The sequence below is a fragment of the Mesorhizobium sp. B263B2A genome (assembly GCF_020165775.1).
In the GTDB taxonomy this organism is placed as follows: domain Bacteria; phylum Pseudomonadota; class Alphaproteobacteria; order Rhizobiales; family Rhizobiaceae; genus Mesorhizobium; species Mesorhizobium opportunistum.
The window spans coordinates 216,513-238,748 of sequence record NZ_JAIUIU010000003.1 but is presented as its reverse complement, the minus strand read 5'-3'; the positions used below and the strand labels follow the sequence as shown (position 1 = coordinate 238,748).

22 protein-coding genes and 1 tRNA gene are annotated in these 22,236 nt (G+C 63.2%); 7 read left to right on the top strand and 16 right to left on the bottom strand.

Annotated features, from left to right (window positions below; translation table 11 throughout):
- The first annotated feature begins 77 nt into the window (after positions 1 to 77).
- Positions 78 to 584 carry a Holliday junction resolvase RuvX gene (gene ruvX, locus LB568_RS08395; RefSeq protein WP_224729835.1) on the top strand — a complete coding sequence of 169 codons (507 nt, stop codon included), beginning with the start codon at positions 78 to 80 and terminating at the stop codon, positions 582 to 584.
- Here ruvX and LB568_RS08390 read toward each other — a convergent pair.
- The 3 genes from LB568_RS08390 to LB568_RS08380 all read right to left on the bottom strand — a co-directional run bounded on the left by LB568_RS08390 (position 502) and on the right by LB568_RS08380 (position 3,162).
- Complete coding sequence (locus LB568_RS08390) at positions 502 to 843, bottom strand: DUF6105 family protein (RefSeq protein ID WP_013895334.1); 342 nt, start codon at positions 841 to 843, stop codon at positions 502 to 504. The two genes, ruvX and LB568_RS08390, sit on opposite strands and share 83 nt — an antisense overlap.
- Positions 843 to 1,397 (bottom strand): hypothetical protein, encoded by a 555-nt coding sequence (locus LB568_RS08385; RefSeq protein WP_013895333.1) that lies wholly within the window; start codon positions 1,395 to 1,397, stop codon positions 843 to 845. The genes LB568_RS08390 and LB568_RS08385 overlap by 1 nt, the downstream gene beginning before the upstream one ends.
- Before the next feature lie 136 nt (positions 1,398 to 1,533).
- The gene (locus tag LB568_RS08380; protein ID WP_013895332.1) at positions 1,534 to 3,162 is read right to left on the bottom strand and encodes a DNA alkylation response protein; all 1,629 of its coding nucleotides are present in this window, start codon (positions 3,160 to 3,162) and stop codon (positions 1,534 to 1,536) included.
- A 196-nt stretch (positions 3,163 to 3,358) separates the two neighbouring features.
- Here LB568_RS08380 and LB568_RS08375 point away from each other — a divergent pair, with 196 nt between their 5' ends.
- Genes LB568_RS08375 through dprA form a run of 4 tightly spaced genes read left to right on the top strand, consistent with a single transcriptional unit; the run spans position 3,359 to position 7,415 of the window.
- Positions 3,359 to 4,339: an aspartate carbamoyltransferase catalytic subunit gene (locus LB568_RS08375; RefSeq protein WP_013895331.1), complete on the top strand. Its 981-nt coding sequence runs from the start codon at positions 3,359 to 3,361 to the stop codon at positions 4,337 to 4,339.
- Positions 4,336 to 5,622, top strand: a complete 1,287-nt coding sequence (locus LB568_RS08370; RefSeq protein WP_224729834.1) for a dihydroorotase — start codon at positions 4,336 to 4,338, stop codon at positions 5,620 to 5,622. The genes LB568_RS08375 and LB568_RS08370 overlap by 4 nt, the downstream gene beginning before the upstream one ends.
- A 57-nt stretch (positions 5,623 to 5,679) precedes the next feature.
- Positions 5,680 to 6,267 carry a glycerol-3-phosphate 1-O-acyltransferase PlsY gene (gene plsY / locus LB568_RS08365; RefSeq protein WP_224729833.1) on the top strand — a complete coding sequence of 196 codons (588 nt, stop codon included), beginning with the start codon at positions 5,680 to 5,682 and terminating at the stop codon, positions 6,265 to 6,267.
- Between the two features lie 17 nt (positions 6,268 to 6,284).
- A complete protein-coding gene (gene dprA / locus LB568_RS08360; protein ID WP_224729929.1) occupies positions 6,285 to 7,415 on the top strand; it encodes a DNA-processing protein DprA in 1,131 nt (376 codons plus the stop codon).
- Between the two features lie 7 nt (positions 7,416 to 7,422).
- On the opposite strand, the gene LB568_RS08355 is transcribed toward dprA, so the two are convergent.
- The 5 genes from LB568_RS08355 to LB568_RS08335 form a co-directional block, all read right to left on the bottom strand.
- Positions 7,423 to 7,635 carry a hypothetical protein gene (locus LB568_RS08355; RefSeq protein ID WP_224729832.1) on the bottom strand — a complete coding sequence of 71 codons (213 nt, stop codon included), beginning with the start codon at positions 7,633 to 7,635 and terminating at the stop codon, positions 7,423 to 7,425.
- A gap of 18 nt (positions 7,636 to 7,653) precedes the next feature.
- Positions 7,654 to 8,436, bottom strand: coding sequence for a trehalose-phosphatase (otsB, locus tag LB568_RS08350; RefSeq protein WP_224729831.1), 783 nt, complete (start codon positions 8,434 to 8,436; stop codon positions 7,654 to 7,656).
- The gene (locus tag LB568_RS08345; RefSeq protein ID WP_224729830.1) at positions 8,436 to 10,202 is read right to left on the bottom strand and encodes an alpha,alpha-trehalose-phosphate synthase (UDP-forming); all 1,767 of its coding nucleotides are present in this window, start codon (positions 10,200 to 10,202) and stop codon (positions 8,436 to 8,438) included. Before LB568_RS08345 ends, otsB begins: the two co-directional genes overlap by 1 nt.
- 101 nt (positions 10,203 to 10,303) lie before the next feature.
- On the bottom strand, positions 10,304 to 12,466 hold the full coding sequence (locus LB568_RS08340) for a glycogen debranching N-terminal domain-containing protein (protein WP_224729928.1): 2,163 nt from the start codon (positions 12,464 to 12,466) through the stop codon (positions 10,304 to 10,306).
- A gap of 47 nt (positions 12,467 to 12,513) precedes the next feature.
- Complete coding sequence (locus LB568_RS08335; protein WP_224729829.1) at positions 12,514 to 13,587, bottom strand: glycosyltransferase family 4 protein; 1,074 nt, start codon at positions 13,585 to 13,587, stop codon at positions 12,514 to 12,516.
- 173 nt (positions 13,588 to 13,760) lie between these two features.
- On the opposite strand from LB568_RS08335, the gene LB568_RS08330 reads away from it, so the two are divergent.
- Positions 13,761 to 14,237, top strand: a complete 477-nt coding sequence (locus tag LB568_RS08330) for a hypothetical protein (protein WP_224729828.1) — start codon at positions 13,761 to 13,763, stop codon at positions 14,235 to 14,237.
- 95 nt (positions 14,238 to 14,332) lie between these two features.
- Here the strand turns inward: LB568_RS08330 and LB568_RS08325 are convergent.
- A tRNA-Lys gene (locus LB568_RS08325) sits at positions 14,333 to 14,408 on the bottom strand.
- 232 nt (positions 14,409 to 14,640) lie between these two features.
- On the opposite strand from LB568_RS08325, the gene LB568_RS08320 reads away from it, so the two are divergent.
- On the top strand, positions 14,641 to 15,111 hold the full coding sequence (locus tag LB568_RS08320) for a BA14K family protein (RefSeq protein WP_013895321.1): 471 nt from the start codon (positions 14,641 to 14,643) through the stop codon (positions 15,109 to 15,111).
- A gap of 73 nt (positions 15,112 to 15,184) precedes the next feature.
- Here LB568_RS08320 and LB568_RS08315 read toward each other — a convergent pair whose 3' ends face one another.
- From LB568_RS08315 to LB568_RS08285, 7 genes are all read right to left on the bottom strand, one after another.
- Positions 15,185 to 15,661, bottom strand: a complete 477-nt coding sequence (locus LB568_RS08315) for a DUF6882 domain-containing protein (RefSeq protein WP_013895320.1) — start codon at positions 15,659 to 15,661, stop codon at positions 15,185 to 15,187.
- A gap of 27 nt (positions 15,662 to 15,688) precedes the next feature.
- Positions 15,689 to 17,182, bottom strand: a complete 1,494-nt coding sequence (gene glpK, locus LB568_RS08310; protein ID WP_224729827.1) for a glycerol kinase GlpK — start codon at positions 17,180 to 17,182, stop codon at positions 15,689 to 15,691.
- Positions 17,183 to 17,274: 92 nt separating this feature from the next.
- Positions 17,275 to 18,999 (bottom strand): ABC transporter substrate-binding protein, encoded by a 1,725-nt coding sequence (locus LB568_RS08305; RefSeq protein ID WP_013895318.1) that lies wholly within the window; start codon positions 18,997 to 18,999, stop codon positions 17,275 to 17,277.
- Positions 19,000 to 19,082: 83 nt separating this feature from the next.
- The gene (locus LB568_RS08300; RefSeq protein ID WP_140569369.1) at positions 19,083 to 19,370 is read right to left on the bottom strand and encodes a DUF2160 domain-containing protein; all 288 of its coding nucleotides are present in this window, start codon (positions 19,368 to 19,370) and stop codon (positions 19,083 to 19,085) included.
- A 2-nt stretch (positions 19,371 to 19,372) separates the two neighbouring features.
- Positions 19,373 to 20,290 carry a carbohydrate ABC transporter permease gene (locus tag LB568_RS08295; RefSeq protein ID WP_013895316.1) on the bottom strand — a complete coding sequence of 306 codons (918 nt, stop codon included), beginning with the start codon at positions 20,288 to 20,290 and terminating at the stop codon, positions 19,373 to 19,375.
- Position 20,291: 1 nt separating this feature from the next.
- A complete protein-coding gene (locus LB568_RS08290) occupies positions 20,292 to 21,158 on the bottom strand; it encodes a carbohydrate ABC transporter permease (protein WP_013895315.1) in 867 nt (288 codons plus the stop codon).
- Positions 21,159 to 22,226: an ABC transporter ATP-binding protein gene (locus LB568_RS08285; RefSeq protein ID WP_224729826.1), complete on the bottom strand. Its 1,068-nt coding sequence runs from the start codon at positions 22,224 to 22,226 to the stop codon at positions 21,159 to 21,161. It lies immediately after the preceding gene.
- Between the last annotated feature and the right edge of the window lie 10 nt (positions 22,227 to 22,236).

The window sequence follows — 22,236 nt, the reverse complement described above, 5'->3', positions numbered from 1 at the left end:
AACTTGAGATCAAAGGGTATAGTGTCCGCCGGGCATCCGGAAGAACACGCGGCGCTGAAAAAGACAAAGGAAAACCGTTGGCTATCATCACGATTGAGCAATTGCCGGCACGGCTCGCCGATGGCAGGACGCTGGCGGGGCTCGATCTCGGCGACAAGACGATCGGCGTCGCGGTTTCGGACCGGGGGTTCTCCTTCGCGCATCCGCGCCCGGTCATCATCCGGAGGAAATTCTCACTCGATGCCGCCGTCCTTCTGGCCTTGCTGAAGAAGGAGAACGCCGGTGCGGTGGTGATCGGGCTGCCGATCAACATGGACGGGTCGGAAGGTCCCCGCGCCCAGAAATCGCGCGCCTTCGTGCGCAACATGGCACAGCTCAGCGATCTGCCCTTCGTGTTCTGGGATGAGAGGCTGTCGACGGTCGCGGCCGAAAGGACATTGATCGAGATGGATTTCTCGCGCGCCAAACGCGCCGGCAAGATCGATTCGGCGGCGGCCGCCTTTATTCTGCAGGGAGTTTTGGACCGGCTTCAGTCGCTCGCTGCATCCGATCGAACGGAACCGGACCCGCCCAGCGCCGCTTGACCCAATCCAGGATTTCGCGACGGCGGCGAAACGCCCATATCGCCATCAGCAGAAACCCGTCGAAGATGCAGGCCTTTGCCACCATGCCGGGGATGATTGCCGGATCGATGCCGAGCATCTGGCCATAGAGCTGGAACACGAAATCGTGCAGCTGCCGGGTCAGCATGACATAGCCGAAATTCATGTCGTTGAGCGACAGGTAGAACCAGCCCCAGAACAGCGCCATCGGACCCGCCCACAATGCGAAGATGTAGCGCATCAGCGGCCACCCTTCCCTTTGGGCCCGGTCTGGTTGCGGCCCGATATCAGGGAGAGCAGCGAATTGTGCGCCGCTGCCTTCGCCATGCTGTGCGCCGTGGCGCGGAAGTCGGCGTCGTCCGACACGGCCGCCGAGCGCCGCTCGGCGAGCATTGCGACATAGGAGGCCAGAAGTGCCGCCAGTTGCACGGCGACCACCATGAACAGACCGTTGATGCCTTGCGCCGCGCCGCCGACAAGGATGATCGACAGGACACCGGACGCGGAGATGAAGGCGATGCGCACCACACTGTCTGCACCCGGGCTGATCCCGTCGTTGATGAGCGTATCGACGAAGGCCCAGAAAAACAGCACCGACACGACCAGCAATGCGGTCGCCAGCGGCGCGACCACGACGATGTTCTTCAGGTCGACGAAGCGCGCACTCTCGATCGTCACGCCGAGCACACCAAGAGCCGCCGCCACGCCGCGGTCCCCATCCATGCAGATCAGCGCGAGCAGGGCGAAAACGATCGCCCAATGCACGGACAAAAACGAGGTCAATACGTGTCGCATCATGATTCCTGCTTCGACAGGAACGACAGTGGGCTTTGCCGTCCGTCGCCGCAACGGAAACCATTTGTTAAGGTTAACGGCGGTCCACAGGCGCGCGATCGGCACTCCCGGACCCGGCGATGCGCCGCCTACGGGTTCAATTCACCGGCGGATAGAGCGTGTCGATGATCATGCGCGCGTCGTGGCGCGCATCGAGCATGCCATAGGTGTTGCGCCACTGGCCGGCCAGGCGCGTCTCGACGAAGGCATCGGCAATCCGCCCTGCCCCCAGCCGGCGCAGTTCCGCCGCCGCGGCCGACAGAGCCAGTTGTTCCGTGAGCAGCCGGGCCGATCCCTCGTCGGTCGATGCGACCTGCATCGCCGCCTTCAGCACGCCGATCGTGCCGCGCCCGCCGGCGCCGAGGTCGCGGTCGATGCCGGCCAGCACTTCCTCGAACAAGCCGGGCGCGCGGCCGAGCACGCGCAGCACGTCGAGCGCCATGACATTGCCCGACCCTTCCCAGATCGCGTTGACCGGCGCCTCGCGGTAATAGCGGGCGAGCGGCGCCTCCTCGACATAACCATTGCCGCCAAGGCACTCCATTGCCTCGTAAAGCAGCGGCGGCGCGATCTTGCAGACCCAGTATTTGACGACCGGCGTCATGGCGCGGGCAAACGCCGCCTCGCCGCGATCGCTCGCCGCCTCGTCGAAGGAGCGCGCCAGCCGAAACGACAGCGCGGTAGCGGCGGCGACATCGAGCGCCATGTCGGCCAGCACACGCTGCATCAGCGGCTGCTCGATCAACGGTGAGCCGAACACCTGGCGATGACGGGCATGATGGACTGCTTCGGCCAGCCCTGCCCGCATGATCGCCGACGATGCCACCGCGCAGTCGAGCCGCGTCAAGGTGACCATGTCCATGATCGTCTTCACGCCGGCGCCGGGCTCGCCGACCATCTCGCCGATGGCGTTGACGAATTCCACCTCGGAGGACGCGTTGGAGCGGTTGCCGAGCTTGTCCTTCAGCCGCTGGAAGCGGAAGCCGTTGCCAGATCCGTCGCCGAGGACGCGCGGCACCAGGAAGCAGGACAGGCCTTCCGGCGCCTGCGCGAGCACCAGGAAGGCGTCCGACATCGGCGCCGACATGAACCATTTGTGGCCGGTCAGGCGATAAAAACCGCTGCCGGCCCGCTCGGCCCTGGTCACATTGGCGCGCACATCGGTGCCGCCCTGTTTCTCGGTCATGCCCATGCCGAGCGTCAGTCCGGTCTTGTCGACCGGCGGCTTCTGGCTCTGGTCGTATTTGCGCGTCGTCACGCGCGGCGCCCATTCGCGGAACAGCTTTGGACTGGCCATCAGGGCGGCAAGCGAGGCGCTGGTCATGGTGATGGGGCAAAGGTGCCCGGTTTCGAGCTCGGCGGTCAGGTAGAAACGGGCGGCACGCACCTGATGGCGGCGGCCGATCTCGGCATCGCCATTTTCCCAGACCGAGGAGTGCAGCCCGTTTGCCACCGAGCGGCGCATCAAGGCATGGTAGGCGGGATGGAACTCGACAAGATCGATGCGCCGACCCTGGCGGTCATGCGTCCTGAGCTTCGGCGTCTCGACATTGGCGAGGCGTGCCAGTTCCTGCGCCTCCTGCGTCAGGACGAAACGGCCCAGCCCATCCAAATCCTTGCGGACCGGATCGGAAAAGCGCTCGGCAAGCTGGATCAGTAACGGATCGCCTCGCCAAGCGTTGCCGCCCGCAAGCGGCGGCGGCTGGTTCGTTACGTCGTCGGTCACGCCCAATCCTTTTTTCGGCAGCCAATCCTTCTTTCGGCAGAAAGGCCCTTATCGTCGAAAAGCCACGAATCCGAGGCCATCGGCTAGATATAGCCAAGCCGTGCAACCCGCGCGACGAAAATACCGGGGAGAAAGGCTTCAATCGAAAGCTGACGCTTGCGGGCGCAAAGTCCTCACCCTATAGCAGCCCCTTGAGATGACCGACGCTTCGTCCCTGCCACTCTACCCTCACCGCCATCTTCTGGGCATCAGCGACCTTTCGCCCGCCGACATCGAGCTTTTGCTCGACCGGGCGGATCGCGCGGTCGCGATCTCCAGGCAATCCGAGAAAAAGACCTCGACGCTGCGCGGCCGCACCCAGATCAACCTCTTCTACGAGGCCTCGACCCGGACGCAGTCGTCGTTCGAGCTGGCCGGAAAACGGTTGGGTGCCGATGTCATGAACATGTCGGTGGCAAGCTCCTCGGTGAAGAAGGGCGAGACGCTCATCGACACGGCGATGACGCTGAACGCCATGCGGCCCGATATATTGATCATCCGCCACCAGTCGGCGGGCGCCGCTGCCCTTCTGGCGCAGAAGGTCGGCTGCTCGGTGGTCAATGCCGGCGACGGTGCGCATGAGCATCCGACACAGGCGCTGCTCGACGCGCTGACCATCCGCCGCGCCAAGGGTCCGCTGTCGAAGCTGATCGTGGCGATCTGCGGCGACATCCTGCATTCGCGCGTGGCGCGCTCCAACATCATGCTGCTCAACGCGCTCGGCGCGCAGGTGCGGGTCGTCGCGCCTTCGACGCTGCTGCCTTCCGGCATCGACAGGATGGGCGTCATCGTCACCCGCTCCATGGCCGAAGGCTTGAAGGATGCCGACGTGGTGATGATGCTGCGCCTGCAGCGCGAACGGATGGAAGGCGCCTTCGTGCCCTCGGTGCGCGAATATTTCCGCTATTTCGGGCTCGACGCCGAAAAGCTGAAGGCGGCCAAGGACGATGCGTTGGTCATGCATCCCGGGCCGATGAATCGTGGCGTCGAGATCGCCTCGGAAATCGCCGATGGTCCGCAAAGCGTCATCCAGGAACAGGTGGAGATGGGCGTCGCCGTACGCATGGCGGTGATGGAAGCGCTGCTCGACCCCCGCCGCAATCAAGAAGGGCGTAGTCAAGAGGGGCGCGGCGCATGACCACGACCGTCTTTGAACGCGCCCGCATCGTCGACCCCTCGCGCGGCATCGACGAGATCGGCTCCGTCATCGTCGATGGCCGCAGGATCGCCGCCGCCGGCAAGGCGGCGCTGAACCAGGGCATCCCCGAGGGCGCTACCGTTGTCGACTGCGCCGGCAAGACGATCATTCCAGGCCTTATCGACGGCCGCGTCTTCATCGGCGAGCCGGGCGGCGAGCATCGCGAAACCATCGCTTCGGCAAGCCTCGCCGCGGCGGCCGGCGGCGTCACCTCCGTCGTCATGATGCCCGACACCGACCCGGTGATCGACAATGTTGCGCTGGTCGAGTTCGTGCTGCGCACCGCCAAGGACACGGCCGTCGTCAACATCTTTCCGGCGGCGGCGATCACCAAAGGCCTCGATGGCCGCGAGATGACCGAATTCGGCCTGTTGCGCGAGGCCGGCGCCGTCGCTTTCACCGACGGCCGCCACACCATATCAAGCGCGCTGGTGATGCGCCGCGCGCTGACTTATGCGCGCGATTTCGGGGCCACCATCGTGCATGAGACGCAGGATGCCGACCTCGCTTCGGCCGGCGTGATGAACGAGGGCCTCTACGCGAGCTGGCTTGGCCTTTCCGGCATACCGCGTGAAGCCGAGTCCATTCCGCTCGAGCGCGATCTTGCCCTGGCGCGCCTGACGCGTGGTTCCTACCACGCGGCGAAGATCTCGACAGCGATGGCAGCGGCAGCCGTGACCCGGGCGAAGGCCGATGGCGCCGATGTGACGTCGGGCGTGTCGATCCACAATCTGTCGCTCAATGAAAACGACGTCGGCGAATACCGCACCTTTTTCCGCCTGACGCCGCCGTTGCGCGCCGAGGAAGACCGGCTGGCGATGATCGAGGCGGTCAGGGACGGTACGGTCGACATCATCGTCTCCTCGCACGATCCGCAGGATGTCGACACCAAGCGCCTGCCCTTCGCCGACGCAGCCGCCGGCGCCATCGGGCTGGAGACATTGCTCGGCGCGGCCTTGCGGCTCTACCACAATGGCGACGTGCCATTGCTGCGGCTGATCGAGACGCTCTCCACCGCGCCGGCAAGGCTGTTCGGGTTATCCGGCGGCACGCTGAAGCCGGGCGCAATGGCCGATCTCGTGCTGGTCGACCTCGACGAGCCGTGGATCGTCAGCGAGGGCGGCATTCGTTCGCGCTCGAAAAACACCTGTTTCGAAGGCGCGCGCCTGCAGGGCAAGGTCTTGCAAACGCTGGTCGCGGGCCGCACAGTGTTCTCGATCTGAGCCAGCCGCGGCGCATCGCGCCGGCCTGGCCGACCAAGAGAACTTGCGGGGGAAACAATGACTTACGGTCCAATCCTGGCGTTGGTGTTCGGCTATCTCTTGGGCTCGATCCCCTTCGGCCTGTTGCTGACACGCGCCGCCGGCCTCGGCGACGTGCGCAAAATCGGTTCGGGCAATATCGGCGCCACCAATGTCCTGCGCACAGGCAACAAGGGACTTGCCGCGGCGACATTGCTGCTCGATGCGCTGAAAGGCACGGCCGCCGTGCTGATAGCAGCCCACTTTGCGCCTGAAACCGCGGTCTGGGCTGGTTTCGGCGCCTTTCTCGGCCATCTCTTCCCAGCCTGGCTGGGTTTCAAGGGCGGCAAGGGTGTCGCCACCTATCTCGGCGTGCTGATCGGGCTTGCCTGGCAAGTGGCGCTGATCTTCGCCGTCGTCTGGCTGGTAATGGCTTTCCTGCTCCGCTTCTCCTCGCTTGCCGCATTGACGGCGGCCGTCGTCGTGCCGATCGCGCTTTATGTCCTGAGCACGCCGCAGGTTGCCCTGCTGTTCGTGGTGATGAGCATCATCGTCTTCATCAAGCACCGGGAGAACATTTCGCGCCTGCTTGTCGGGACCGAGGGCAAGATCGGAGCCAAGGGGTGAGCGAGCACGCCACCGCGGTGAGCGAGCCGGCCGCCGGGCCGCGCCTCAGCGACCGGCAGCGGCTGAGCTGGCTGCGGCTAATCCGCACCCAAAATGTCGGTCCTGCCTCCTTCCGCGACCTGATCAACCGCTTCGGTTCGGCCGAGGTCGCGCTGGAAGTGCTGCCGGAACTGATGATTTCGGGCGGCGCCAATCGGATCGCCCGCATTCCTTCCATTGCCGAAGCCGAGGCCGAGATGGAGGCAGCCCGGCGGGCCGGCGCCCGCTTCGTCGGCATTGGCGAAGCCGACTATCCGCCGCTGCTGCGCGGCATGGACCACCCGCCGCCGTTGCTGGCGGTCAAGGGCAATGCCAGCGTGTTCCGGCTGCCGGGGATCGCCATCGTCGGCGCCCGCAACGCATCGCTCGCCGGCATCAAGATGGCACGCATGCTGGCGGCTGATCTTGGCCGCGACGGCTATGCGATCGTCTCTGGCCTGGCGCGCGGCATCGACACCGCGGCGCATCAGGGCAGTCTTGCAACCGGCACGATCGGTGTCCTGGCGGGAGGCCTCGACCTGCCCTACCCCCCTGAAAATGCCGGCCTGTGCGACGAAATCGCCGAGCGTGGAGCCGTCATCTCGGAAATGCCGTTCGGCTGGCAGCCGCGTGCCCAGGATTTCCCGCGCCGCAACCGCCTTGTCGCGGGTGCTGCTCTCGGGCTGGCGGTGATCGAGGCGGCGCAGCGCTCGGGTTCCTTGATCAGCGCCAGGCTTGCCGGCGAGATGGGGCGGCTGGTTTTCGCGGTGCCGGGGTCGCCACTTGACCCTCGCGCGGCCGGCACCAACGGCTTGCTCAAGGACGGCGCCACGCTGGTCACCGAGGCGTCGGACATTTCCAGGGCGATCGCGCCGCTGACCGGCATGCGGGCGCCCGAGATGCCGCCGTTCGAAGACCCGCCCGACTTTTCGGCCACACCGCCACCCGGCGAGAGCGACCGTGCCAAGGTGATCCAGGCACTGGGACCGACTCCGGTGCCGGTCGACGAGATCATCCGCCATACCGGCCTGCATCCGGCCCAGGTTTTCATGGTGTTGCTGGAACTCGATCTCGCCGGTCGGCTCGAGCGTCATGCCGGCGGCAACGTTTCACTGCTCTTCGAGAACTAACCAACCATCAGTGGCGATTGGTTTCTTTCTCCAGGGTTTCCGCATAGTCCGGCGTGTTGGCTCCAAAGAGATCCTTTTCGACGATGCCGCGCCAGACCATGTCGGCATCCTCCGGGCGCGACGGATCGAAGCCTGGCTCGCTCTCTTGCACGTTCCGGCGCGAGCGCCGGCGTAGCCAGCTGGGCATGATCTCGCGGATGAGGCTGGTGAATTGGGTCATTGCCGGCTCCTCCGATTTTCATGTCGCGACCAGACCGGCCGATTTCTCCGCATTGCTGTGGTTCGCGGCATCGAGCCAGACCAGCGCCTCCTCGACACCGGTTAGCGCATGGCGCGCGGCGGTCGGTCCGCGTGGTTTGATGCGCACCGAGACGCCGTCCATTTCATTGACGACTTCGAAGCCGTTTTCATCTGAAGTGTCGTCGCCAAGGAATACCGGGCGCCGTCCGCTGAAAGCCGGCTCTTCCATGAAGCGCCTTATAGCCGCTCCCTTCGCCGCCTCCAGCGGCATCAGTTCGACCCCGGCATTGCCGGCAAGCACCCTATATCCCGCGGGCAGTCTGCCCAGCGCCTGTTCGACCAACTGTGTTGCGCGCCGCAGCAAATGCGGCGCCGCGCGCGTGTGAATGGCCAGGATCGGCCCCTTGCGCTCGATATAGACATCAGCGTTGTCCAGTTCGGCCTCGATTTCCTGGGCAAGTGCGGCTATGTCGGCCGGCTCGCCGGCGGCCTCGACCGGGCCGTCCCGCGCCAGCCTGTGTTCGAGGCCATAGAGACCGGCGGCGCGCAATCTGAGCGGCTGGAAGAGATTGTCGACGGCGGCAATCGATCGACCCGTGATAAACGCCAACGCTCCATCCAATCGGGCTTCGAGGCTTGCCAGCAGCGCGCGTAGCTCATCGCCGACGACCACCGCGTCGGGATGCGCGGCATGTTCGAGAAGCGTGCCGTCGATATCCAGGAACAGGGCCCATGGCCCTTGCGGAAGAGCCGGTGCCGGCAGGTTTGGCGATACCGGCATCACAGCGCCGCCACCCGTTTGCGATCGAGCAACGATATCACGTTGCCAGGCGCCGCGGGAGCCGCGCCGACGGCACGATCGACCGCAACGCGCTTGCGCAGGCGCGCTGCATCGAGGAGCATGCTGCCCGCCCATCGATAGACATTGTTGTCGCGAACGATCTCGCGCATGCGCTGCATGCGTTGGCGCTGCTCCTCCTGCGACATGGTCAGGGCCTGCAGCAAGGCGTCGCCCATCGTCGCCGCGTCATAGGGGTTGACGATCAGCGCCTCGAGCAGCTCCTTGGAAGCGCCTGCGAACATGCTGAGCAGCAGGACGCCCTGTTCGTCGTCACGCGCCGCGACAAACTCCTTGGCGACCAGGTTCATGCCGTCATGCAGGCTTGTGACCATGCAGACATCGGCGGCGCGGTAGATCTCGTAGACCTGCTCCTGCGAGTGATGTTCCGTCACCATAAGGATAGGTTTGTAGCCTTCGCGGCCATAACGCTGGTTGAGATCCTCGGCATGGCGCAGGCACTCATCGTACAATTGCTGATAGGCGGGCAAGGTGCCGCGGCTGGGCGCGGCGATCTGCAGCAACGCCACCTTGCCGATCCATTCCGGATGAAGCTTCAGGAGCTCATCGAGTGCGTCGAAGCGATCGAGGATGCCCTTGGTGTAGTCGAGACGTTCAACGCCCACGCACAGCCTGACATTGTCGGCCAGGCCGAATCTCTCGCGGATGCGCCGGCGGCATTGCACCACGTCAGGCAGTTTGCCCAGTTGCGCCGGCGGCCATTCGATCGAAATCGGATACGCATGAACGAGGCTGATCTCGCCGCCATAGGAGATGGCCGAATCCTCGCGCTCGATCCTGCTTTCCAGGAAACGGTCGACGCTCTCGATGAAGTTGTTGCAATGAAACTGGGTATGAAAGCCGACAATCGAGCTGCCGAGCAGGCCCTCGAGAATCTTCTCGCGCCACGGGCAGATGCTGAACACCTCCGAATTCGGCCATGGGATGTGCCAGAAGGTGATGATGGTGGCTTCCGGAAGGCGCTCCCGGATCATCCGCGGCAGCAACGCGAAATGGTAGTCCTGGACCAGCACGATCGGCTGCTCGTTGCGGGCTTCCGCCACAACGGTGTCGGCGAATTTACGGTTGACCGCCTCGTAAGTCTCCCAATCGGAGGTGCGGAATATCGGCCGGGTGAAGGCAATATGGCACAACGGCCAGAGGCCTTCATTGGCAAAGCCGAGATAATAACCCTGCTGTTCTTCTTCGCTCAGCCAGACACGCCGCAACGTGTAGGAAGGATTTTCGGGCGGCACCTCCACCCGGTCATTTTCGTCGACCACCAGCGCATCGGCCGAACCGCCTCCATAGGCGATCCACGTGCCCGCGCAGGCGCGGGTGATCGGTTCCAGGGCGGAGACGAGGCCGCTGGCAGGTACGACCAGCTGGACGTCGTCGCCCTTTCGGTTGTGGATATACGGCTCACGATTTGAAACCACGATCACCTGGGCGTCCGGAAGTTCCTTTGCCAAAATGTGGCGTAGCGTTTCCGGCGACCATTGGACGAGCGAAGCGGTCGCGGACTGCCCGTTCTTCTCGAATTCCGGTAACAGGCTGCCAGCGGGCTCGGTTTCCCCGGTGTGGATGCCACTCCGGCGTGCCCGCAGAACCATCGTCGCGATGATGAGGATCGAGATACTGACAACTGCAAACCCAAGGAGCCACAATACGGACGAAGGAATGACCAGGTACGAACTGCTGTCAGGCATTGAAATCGACTTACCTTTCAATGAGATAGTGCAGCGGGCCGGTTATCCCGGCAACCCTGCGTGATGGTCAAACGCTCACCGAGCGCGATGGTTCCGATTTTTCAGCTCCTGACCACGAGCGGCACCAGCCCCTCATGGCGATCGGCCAGAAAGGCGCCGACCCGGTCGCCGACCCGTTGAAATGTGAGGTCGACAGAGGCGCCCGCCACCGCCAGATGGCGGACCACCAGATTGTCGATGCCGATCGGCAGGCGCGGTCTCGTCACCTGAATTTCGCCGGTCCAGCCGTCGATCTGAAGGCCCAGGCACGCTTGCATGAGCATGAAGGCCGAGCCGGCCGACCAGGCCTGCGGCAAGCAGGCAACCGGATAGGCGATGGGCGCCTCGCCCGGTGCGCGGGTGAAGCCGCAGAACAGTTCGGGCAGGCGCATGTTGAAATGAACAGCGGATTCGAACGTTCCGCTCATCAGCCGCACCACATTGTCCCTGATGCCGTACCGCGCCAGTCCGGCAGCGCAGATCGCGGTGTCGTGCGGCCAGATGGAACCGTTGTGGTAGGACATGGGATTGAAGAAGATGGCGTCGTCCGCCAGCGTCCGCAGGCCCCAGCCGGAGGAGAATGAGGCCGACAGCAACTGGTCGGCGACGATGCGCGCGCGATCCGGGTCGGGAAGGCCGACATAAAGCAGATGGCCGGCATTGGAGGTGCGCACCTTGCAAGGTTCACCGTCGCCGTCCAGGGCAAGCGCATAGTAGCCGAGTTCCTCGATCCAGAACTGGCTTTCGACCCGTTGGCGGATTTCTTCGGCGCGCTTCTCCCAGGCTTCGGCCTTTTCGGTTTCATCCCGCAGCCGAGCCAGTTTCGCCAATCCCTGGAACGCTGCAAAGACGTAGCCTTGCACCTCGACCAGTGCGATCGGGCCTTTCGGGATGCGGCCGTCGGCGTGAAAGACGGAATCAAAACTGTCCTTCCATCCCTGGTTGGCTAGGCCCGATTCCGCGGCGCGCTGGTAGGTCAGGAATCCCGTCGGCTGGCTCGCCGCCTCGATCCATTCGGCGGCGGCACATAGCGATGGCCACAGGCCGTCGATGAACTTCGTGTCGCCGGTGCGGTCGGCATAGGCGCAGGCGAGATGGACATAAAGCGGGGTCGTGTCGACACCCCCATAGTAACGGCCAAACGGCAGTTCGCTGAGCGCCGTCATCTCGCCCTTGCGTGTCTCGTGCATGATCTTGCCGGGCTGGGAGTCGCTGAAGGGTGAGGTTTCGGTCGCCTGGTGCTGCGCCAGAAAAGCGAGCACGCCCCGCGCCAGGCCGGGATTGAGCCAGAGCATTTGCAGGGCCGAGATTACCCCGTCCCTGCCGAAGGCCGTCGAGAACCACGGGATGCCGGCGTAGGGATAGGGACCTGTCGCCAGTTCCGTGGTCAGCAGCGCCACGTCGGCGCGTGCCCGCTCGATCCAGTCGTTGAACACGCGGCCCGAGCTGTGCAGCGTTGCACCGTGGCGGCGCTTGGCCCGCATGCCAAAGCGCGCGCGAGCGGCGGCCGCACGAAATCGTTCGCGTTCCGGAGCATCCGCGATCTCGGTGCCGACCTCGACATAGAGCGTCTTGCGGCTGCGCTTGGTGACGGCGATGAAGAAATCCGCCTGCTCCGAGGTCAATTCGTCCGGAACTTGCGAAAACGAGATCGCCGACGTGCGCTCCACCTTGTCCAGGCCCTCGTAGCGAAGCATCACCGTGTTCTTGCCGATTTCGGCTGTGCGCGCGGTGCCGCGTTTGGGCCGCGTCGAGCCGCGCACTTCGAACATGTCGCGGAAATCCGCGGCAAAGCGCAGCGAAAGCCGGAGGCTCGAATGTTCCTGGCTGTAGTTGGAAAGCGTCAGGCGTTCGTAAAGCCGGTCCTGCCAAATCAGCCTGACGCGCTCGATGTGGATCGCGCCTTGCGGAATGGGGCGGCCGCCGATGCTCTCGATCGGCAGGTTGGTCAGATTGGTGGTGAACAGCACGTTGTCCTGGCTGAGCGATGCGCCGAGCAAGGACGTCGACCGCCCGCCGACGGTCAGCCGGAATTCAGAAAGCACGCGCGTGTCGTCGCGGAAGAAGCCGTCGCCGACACCGCGTATGTCGCCATAGGCATCGGCGACGGCGAAGGAGTCGCCATGCTTGAGCGCGAAAAGCCGGTGCGGTTCCCTTGGCGCGGTCTCGTCCAGGGAGGCCAGCGCTATTGCCGGATCAAGCTTGCGCTCGTCGAGTTGGGTGATGGTCAAGAAGATTGTCCCGTGCTGGTTTTTCGAGCGGGTGAAGCGCTCTATGAGGCCCTGATTTCCTCATGGCTGCCCTCATGGCTGCCAGTCAGCCGGGAGTACGCCGCGACATAGTCGCCTGCCATCCTGTCGGCTGAAAACCGCTTTTCGAAGACCCCCCTTATTCGTCGCCTGTCGAGTTGCAGGAGAGCCGGCATCGTGGCGACGGCATCTTCGATGGTCTCGACGACGAAACCGGTCACGCCGTGATCGACGATCTCGGGCATGGCGCCGCAGCTCCACGCCATGACCGGTGTTCCGCAAGCCATGGCCTCGACCACGGCAAGGCCGAACGGCTCCGGCCAGTCAATGGGGAACAGCAAGGCGGCGGCGTTGCCGAGAAACCGGCTCTTCTGGTCCTCGCTGATCTCGCCGACATATTCGACCCGGTCGCCATCGATCATCGGCTGGACGACTTCCTCGAAATAGGCGCGATCGCCATCACCGATCTTGGCCGCGAGCTTGAGTTTCAGGCCGGTGCGGCGGGCAATCTCGATCGCCCGGTCCGGCCGCTTGTCGCGCGACATCCTGCCGAGAAAAGCAAGATAGGCGCCATCCGAACCCGCCTCGAAGTCAGGTTCATAGAGCTTGAGCGGCAGTCCATGGTGGATCGTCGCCAGCCAGTTCGCCGATGCGAACCGCGCCCGCTGGCTGCGGGATATCGAAATCATTGGAAACCGCGGGAACTGGTCATAGGCTTGTGCGAGGTCCGCGTAATCCAGCCTGCCATGCGGCGTCGTCACCGTGCGTTGCGCCATATCGCGAAAAAACGGGAAGTGCAGGAAGTGGCTGAGATGGAAATGGATGACGTCAAAATCGTCGGCCCGTTTCCTCACCTCGTCGAGCATCGACAGATGCGCCGCGATCTCCGATTTCAACGGACGGGGGTCGAGACGAAGCGCCCTTTCGCGGCATGGCACCAGCCTGGCGGAGGTCTTCGCATCGCCGCTGGCGAACAACGTCACGTCGTGGCCAAGCTCGACGAGCGCTTCGGTAAGGTAGGAGATGATGCGCTCGGTGCCGCCATAGAGTCTCGGCGGCACGGATTCGTAAAGCGGCGCGACATGGGCAATCTTCATGGCCCGGCGTTCCCTCAATGAGCTGGTCATGAAGCAAAATGCATCAGCTGCGGGATCGTTCCCCAAATCCCCAGTCAAGGAAGGGTGCGACGATTGATCTTCGCCCTGCCCGCTCTACATTCAGTACCCTTGTCTCCTGCATGTCGCGGTCACGACAGCACAAGGAGGTTGCGTTGCAGCGATCCGACGATATTGCCGCCCGGCGTGTGGCAATGATCATTGAGCAATATGTCGAGGCGAGGAAGCGGCGCTTCGGCTACGTCTCGACGGACCAGGCCGCCAGGGCGGTCCATCGCTTCCTGAAACCCGGGATTTCGGCGCACGAACTCGACGACATGGTCGCGGCCCTTGCTGTCAAGAACGGATTGGCGGTGGTTTTCGACCGCGGCGCCAGGGAATCTGTCGGCGGCACCGAGGCCGACCTGGATCGAAAGGATCAGACCATGCGCGCACCAGCAGAGACCACGGATGTCGCCGGCGCGGCGGATGCCATTCTGGGCAGTCACCGAGAGGATGCCTCGCTGTCGATGAAGGCAGCGATCGCGCTATTGCGCGAGCGCACCGGCACCAAGCGATCGGACGCCGACCTGGAGGGCCTGCTGGCAAAGAAAGCCACGGTTCTCGGCGTGCATTTCTCGCGGGATAACTGAGCGGCAACTGATAGGGTACTTGGGCCGCTTCGGCAGGAAGCATTCATTTACGCTGAGGTAGCGTGTCCGATGATTCCGGATGTACCTTGAGGCAATGGTGAGCGCGATGGGATTCGAACCCATGACCTACTGATTAAAAGTCAGTTGCTCTACCGGCTGAGCTACGCGCTCCCGCGGGCTCGAAAAGGCCGCCCTCGAAATTGCGCGGAACATAGGGAGAGTGCTTCGGCCGGTCAACCGGAAAAAGCGGGCCCGTGAACCTGTCCAGCGCTGGCAATTGCGGCACCCTAAGGTCGCTCCTGGCCTCTGCCCGTCGGCGACAGCCGATGCGGGGGAACAAATCCCCTGCGCCGACCGTTTTCGGCCTACAGGGACGTCCGCCAATCCTTCGAGGAGAAGACCGATGAACAGAATCCTATCCGGCGTGATTGCAGCTACCCTTTCGGCCACATTTGTTGCGGCGGAAGTGGTGCCGGTCAACGCTGCAACTGCCTATGTACCCCTATCCCAGACCGTAACGCCTGATGTGCAGACAGTGCAGTACCGCGAGTGGAGGAGAAACCGCTCCTTTGACCGCAATTTCTCGCGCAACCGCAGTTTCGCCCGCAATGGCGGCATGTATTGGAATGGCCATCGCGGCTATCGCGAATACCGTCGCGGCTATCGCCGTCACGGCGACTACTGGTTCCCGCTCGCGGCCTTCGCCACCGGCGCGCTGATCACCGGCGCGATCGTCAACAGCGAGAACAACCGCGTCTATGAAGGCAATGCCCATGTGCAGTGGTGCTACGACCGCTATCGCAGCTACCGCGCTTCGGACAACACGTTCCAGCCGAACTACGGTCCGCGTCGGCAGTGCCGTTCGCCCTATTGATTTGCGGGTGATTAAGTAGCTGACGAGCAGGCCCGTGCCAGAACTGGCGCGGGTCTTCTCTATCGGAGCGTTGTCAGCCTGCCCATTTGACGCTCTTCAGAATAAGAAAAAGCGCACCGCCTTCACCACGCGGCGAGCGGTACGCTCCAAGGGCATCGCAAATTCGAACCGCCGCCGCCGTCAATTCCCAGCCGAGCACTTCCAGGTCATTATCCGCATCTCTCACGTAAGACTGAGTCAGCTCGTCAATGCTGTTTTTCTCGCCGAAGGATCGAACCAGCTTTGCGTCGCTGAGAACATCGTCGGGCAAATTCGAATTTGCCCAGGCCCACAGCCAGTTATCTGCCTTGGCGCTCGTGGAGCCGGCAATCTGGATCTCGGCGATCACCTTGACCGCCCCCTCCTTGGAGAACAGAAGCCTTCCTGTCGTCATGTCATAATCGTAGCGAGACCAGTGGCCGAGCTGGAAGTCTTTCTCCAAACGGGCATTCTTGGCATTCAGTTGTTCGATAGCCTCGTCGCGCCAATCAGGATACCAATCTGGCTTCATTTCCCCTCGCCCCCATTAGACAATCGGTTATGGCACGCTCAGGGTCCTGCGCACAGCATCGCGCCAGCCTGCGAGTTTGGCCGAGCGTATGGAGCTATCCATATCCGGCTGGAAGCGCCGCTCGAGCGCCCAGCTTTTCGCAAACTTCTTGGCATCCGGCCACACGCCCGCCTTCGACCCGGCGAGCCAGGCCGCCCCCAGCGCCGTGGTCTCCAGAATGGTCGGGCGGTCGACGGGTGCGTCGAGGATGTCGGCCAGGCGCTGCATGGTCCAGTCCGATGCAACCATGCCGCCATCGACCCTGAGCACCGTCTTGGCCGCGCCGCCCTTCCAGTCCTTGCGCATGGCGTCGAGCAGGTCGCGCGTCTGATAGGCGACCGATTCAAGTGCGGCGCGCGCAAACTCCGCCGGACCGGAATTGCGGGTCAGCCCGAAGATGGCGCCGCGCGCTTCGGCGTCCCAGTGCGGCGCGCCGAGCCCGACGAAGGCCGGCACCAGATAGACGTTTTGCGAGGGATCAGCCTCATCAGCCAATTTGCCGCTCTGCTCGGCCTTGCCGATCACCTTGATGCCGTCACGCAGCCATTGCACGGCCGCACCGGCAATGAAGATTGAGCCTTCCAGCGCATAGGTCGTCCTGCCGTTCAGCCGGTAGGCTATGGTGGTCAACAGCCGGTTCTTCGAACGGACCAGGTCGCTGCCGGTGTTGAGCAGCGCGAAGCAGCCGGTGCCATAGGTCGACTTCATCATGCCCGGCTCGAAGCAGGCCTGGCCGATGGTCGCGGCATGCTGGTCGCCGGCAACGCCGAAGATCTTTATCTCGGCGCCGAACAGACCCTTCTCGGTGGCGCCGTAATCGTCGGCGCAATCCTTCACCTCAGGCAGCATCGCGGCGGGGATGCGCAGGATCGAAAGCAGTTCCTCGTCCCAGACATTCTCGGCGATGTTGTAGACCAGCGTGCGCGAGGCATTGGTGGCATCGGTGGCGTGGACCTTGCCGCCGGTCAGCCGCCAGATCAGGAAACTATCGATGGTGCCGGCCAGCAACTCGCCCTTCTCCGCGCGTCGCCTCGCCCCTTTCACCTTGTCGAGCATCCAGGCGATCTTGGTGCCCGAAAAATAAGGATCGAGCAGCAGGCCGGTCTTGCGGGTGAATTTCTTCTCCAGCCCCTGCTTCTTCAGCCTGTGGCAGAGCTGTGCGGTGCGCCGATCTTGCCAGACGATCGCATTGTGGATCGGCTTGCCCGTCGCCTTGTCCCAGATGACGACGGTCTCGCGCTGGTTGGTGATGCCGATCGCCGCGACATCCGAAGCGGCGCGGCCGGCCTTTTTCAGCGCGGCCTTCACTGTTGCCACGACACTGCTCCAGATCTCCTCGGGATCGTGTTCGACCCAACCGGAGGCCGGATAGTGCTGAGTGAATTCCTTCTGCCCGGAGCCGGCGACTTTCATCTGGCCGTCGAACAGGATCGCCCTGGTCGACGTCGTACCCTGGTCGATCGCCAGCACAAAACCACTCATCCCAACGTCCTCCGCCTCGATACAAAGAAGGGAGACGGCAACGCGCCGCCTCCCCTAATTTCACACGGGCGCGAGCGCCCGCATAGACAGTCCTATTTCTGCCAGCTCTTCACCAGTTCGTCGTAGTTGATGGTGATCGGCTTGTCTTTCTCCTGCTCGAGCTTCAGCTGAGGGGCGAGATTGCCGGCCTTGACCGCGTCGGCATTCCAGTAGGCCAGATCGTGCTCTTCGGCCATCTTCGGCCCGATGTCGCCCTGGACACCGGATTTCTCGATGCGGCTCATGACCTTTTCCTGATCGGCGCAGAGCGAATCCATGGCTTCCTGCGGCGTCTTGGCACCCGAGGATGCGTCGCCGATGTTCTGCCACCAGAGCTGCGCCAGCTTCGGATAATCCGGCACGTTGGTGCCGGTCGGCGTCCACTGCACACGGGCCGGCGAGCGGTAGAACTCGATCAGACCACCGAGCTTCGGCGCACGTTCGGTGAAGCTCTTGTCGTGGATGGTGGAGTCGCGAATGAAGGTCAGGCCAACCTGGCTCTTCTTCACGTCGACGGTCTTGGAGGTCACGAACTGCGCATAAAGCCAGGCGGCCTTGGCGCGGTCGGTCGGCGTGGACTTCATCAGCGTCCAGGAGCCGACGTCCTGATAGCCGAGCTTCATGCCGTCCTTCCAGTAGGAGCCGTGCGGAGATGGCGCCATACGCCACTTCGGCGTACCGTCCTCGTTCATGACCGGCAGGCCCGGCTTGACCATGTCGGCTGTGAAGGCGGTGTACCAGAAGATCTGCTGGGCAACATTGCCTTGCGACGGCACGGGACCGGATTCGGAGAAGGTCATGCCCTGAGCTTCCGGCGGCGCATAGGCTTTGAGCCAGTCAAGATACTTCTGGATGGCGTAGACCGATGCTGGTCCATTGGTGTCGCCGCCGCGTGCCGTGCACGAGCCGACAGGCCGTGAATTCGCATCGACCTTGATGCCCCATTCGTCGACCGGCACGCCATTCGGCAGGCCCTTGTCGCCGTTGCCGGCCATCGACAGCCAGGCGTCGGTGAACCGCCAGCCGAGCGACGGATCCTTCTTGCCGTAGTCCATGTGGCCATAGACCTTCTTGCCGTCGACGTCGCGGCCGGTGAAGAACGCGGCGATGTCCTCATAGGCCGACCAGTTGACCGGCACGCCGAGGTCGTAGCCGTATTTGGCCTTGAAGTCGGCCTTGTTCTTCTCATCGTTGAACCAGTCGTAGCGGAACCAATAGAGGTTCGCGAACTGCTGGTCGGGGAGCTGGTAAAGCTTCTTGTCCGGCGCGGTGGTGAACTTGGTGCCGATGAAGTCGTCGACGTCCAGCATCGGATCGGTGACGTCCTTGCCTTCGCCCGCCATCCAGTCGGTCAGGTTGCGCACCTGCTGGTAGCGCCAGTGCGTGCCGATCAGATCCGAATCGTTGACCCAGCCGTCGTAGATGTTCTGGCCGGTTTGCATCTGGGTCTGAATCTTTTCGACGACGTCACCTTCCTGGATGACGTCATGCGTGACCTTGATGCCGGTAATGGCGGTAAAGGCCGGCGCCAGCACCTGAGACTCGTACTGGTGCGTGGTCAAGGTTTCCGACACGACCTTGATGTCCATGCCGGCGAAGGGCTTGGCCGCGTCGATAAACCACTGCATTTGCTTTTCCTGGTCGGCGCGGGAAAGCGTCGAAACGTCGCCTATCTCCTTGTCCAGGAAGGCCTTGGCTTCGTCCATCCCGGCGTAGGCATTGCCCGCGCCGAGCAATAGGACAAGCGCAGTCGTCGATGTAAGAAATTGCCGTCGCATTGTGTTTCCTCCACATTTTGAAAAGATTTCAAGTGCGATCTGAAGCGGCCGCCGCTACGCGGCCGCTTCAACAGTTTCGCCCTCTATACGTAGCGGAAAACGCCGACGGCGTAGACCACGGAGAGAGCGAGAGCCCACCACAGGTTGGGTCCGACAAGACCCAGCCAAGCGAGATGGATAAAGGCGCTGCCAAGCAGCGACAGGAAAAGACGGTCGCCGCGCGTCGTCTCGAAGCGCAGCACGCCGACGCGCGGATTGCCGCCCGGAGAGGCGTATTCCCAAGCGCCCATCCCGACCAGAAGCAGCACGATGACGGCGAAGAAGGCGGCCGTCGGCCAGGTCCACGCCATCCAGGAGAAGTCGAGGTTCATGGTCACACCCTCCCCAGGGCGAAGCCCTTGGCGATATAATTTCGCACGAACCAGATCACGAGCGCGCCGGGGATCAGCGTCAGCACGCCGGCTGCGGCCAGCAGCCCCCAGTCCATGCCCGATGCCGAGACGGTACGGGTCATTGTGGCGGCGATCGGCTTGGCGTCTGTCGTGGTCAGCGTGCGGGCGATCAGCAGCTCGACCCATGAGAACATGAAGCAGAAGAAGCAGGCGACGCCGATACCGCTGGCGATCAGCGGCATGAAAATCTTTACGAAGAAGCGCGGGAACGAATAGCCGTCGATATAGGCGGTCTCGTCGATTTCCTTCGGCACGCCCGACATGAAGCCCTCGAGGATCCACACCGCCAGCGGCACATTGAACAGGCAGTGCGCCAGCGCCACCGCGATATGCGTGTCAATGAGGCCGAAGGCGGAATAGAGCTGGAAGAACGGCAGTGCAAACACCGCCGGCGGCGCCATGCGGTTGGTCAAAAGCCAGAAGAACAGATGCTTGTCGCCGAGAAAACGATAGCGCGAGAAGGCGTAGGCAGCCGGCAACGCCACGGACACTGAGATCACCATGTTCATGACGACATAGGTGATCGAGTTGATGTAGCCGGAATACCACGCCTTCTGCGTGAAGATGGTGACGTAGTTGGCGATCGTAGGCTGATGCGGATAGAGCGTCAGCGAATTGACGATCTCGGCATTGGTCTTGAAGCTCATGTTGATGAGCCAATAGATCGGCAGCAGCAACACGATGATGTAGAGCGTCGGCACGATCCACCACCAGCGCGATTCCTCGCCGCGCCGGCGCATGCGCCGATCGATTTCGCTCTGCGACAGCGCGCTTGAGAGCCCTTCTGAAACCTGGCTCACCCGGTCACGCTCCGTCGTCGTCTCGTTGGCGCGGCCCATCTCAGCGCTCCGCGTCGTAGTTGGTCATCACGGTGTAGAACACCCATGACAACAACAGGATGATGAGGAAGTAGACCAGCGACATGGCCGCCGCCGGCCCAAGGTCGAATTGGCCGAGTGCGGTCTTGACGAGGTCGATCGACAGGAATGTCGTCGAATTGCCCGGCCCGCCGCCGGTGACGACGAAGGGTTCGGTGTAGATCATGAAACTGTCCATGAAGCGCAGCAGCACGGCGATCAGAAGCACGCGCTGCATCTTCGGCAACTGGATGTAGCGGAACACCGCCCAGCGCGAGGCGCCGTCGATCTTGGCCGCCTGATAGAAGGCATCCGGGATCGAGACCAGGCCGGCATAGCAGAGCAGCACGACGAGGCTGGTCCAGTGCCAGACGTCCATGACGATGATCGTCACCCAGGCGTCGAACGGATCCTGCACGTAATTATAGTCGATGCCGATCGCGTTGAGATAATAGCCCAGCAGGCCGATGTCGTTGCGTCCAAACACCTGCCAGATGGTGCCGACGACGTTCCACGGGATCAGCAGCGGCAGCGACATCAAAACCAGGCAGACAGGAACGCCCCAGCCCTTTTTCGGCATGTTGAGCGCGATGAAAATGCCGAGCGGCACCTCGATCGCCAGGATGATGAAGGAGAAGATCAGGTTGCGCACCATCGCTTCCCAGAAGCGGCTGGACGAAAGCAATTCCTCGAACCATTCGGTGCCGGCCCAGGTGAAGACATTGTTGCCGAACGTGTCCTGCACCGAATAGTTGACGACGGTCATCAGCGGGACGACAGCGGTGAAGGCCACCAGCACCAGCACCGGCAGCACCAGAAACCAGGCCTTGTTGTTCCAGGTCTTGTCCATCTATGCCCCCATCTCGACACGCCAGGAATCGGCATAGATGTTGATGCCGGCCGGATCGAACCGCACCTTCGGTTCAGCCGGAACCGTTTCGTCCTCGCCGATCACGGCCGCGATGTCCCGGCCTTCCAGTTTGGCGCGCACCACCTTGTGGCGACCGACGTCTTCGACCTTGCTGATCGAGACAGCCATGCCGTCGCGACCGAGCCGCACATATTCAGGACGGATGCCGAGTTCGACTGCGCCGCTGCCGGCTTTGGGCGCGCCCGGCAATTCGATCCGTTGCGAACCGAGCATTGCCGTCCTGCCTTCGATCGCCACCGGCATGACGTTCATGCCCGGCGACCCAATGAAATAGCCGACGAAGGTATGGCGCGGCCGCTCGAAAAGTTCCGCCGGCGTGCCGATCTGGACGATGCCGCCATCATACATGACCACCACCTGGTCGGCGAAGGTCAGCGCCTCGGTCTGGTCGTGCGTGACATAGACCATGGTGTAGCCGAAGCGGCGGTGAAGCTGCTTGAGCTGCGAACGCAGCACCCACTTCATGTGCGGATCGATGACGGTCAGCGGCTCGTCGAACAGGATGGCGTTGACGTCCGAGCGCACCAGCCCGCGGCCGAGCGATATCTTCTGCTTCTGGTCGGCGGTCAGGCCCCTCGCCTTCTTCTTGGCCCAGGACGCCAGGTCGATCATCTCCAGCGTCTCGCGCACCTTGCGGTCGACGTCGGCTTCCGGCACGCCGCGATTGCGCAGCGGGAACGCCAGATTGTCGTAGACGGTCATGGTGTCGTAGATGACCGGGAACTGGAACACCTGCGCGATGTTGCGTTCCTGGGTCGACAGGGTGGTGACATCCCTGCCGTTGAACAGCAGCTGGCCGTGCGAGGGATGCAGCAGGCCCGAAATGATGTTGAGCAGCGTGGTCTTGCCGCAGCCGGAAGGCCCGAGCAGCGCATAAGCGCCGCCGTCCTCGAAGGTGTGATGCACTTCGCGTAGCGCGAAATCGGCATCCGTTCGCGGGTTCGGCAGGTAGGAATGCCTGACATGGTTGACGTTGATGCGCGCCATATCGCCCTCC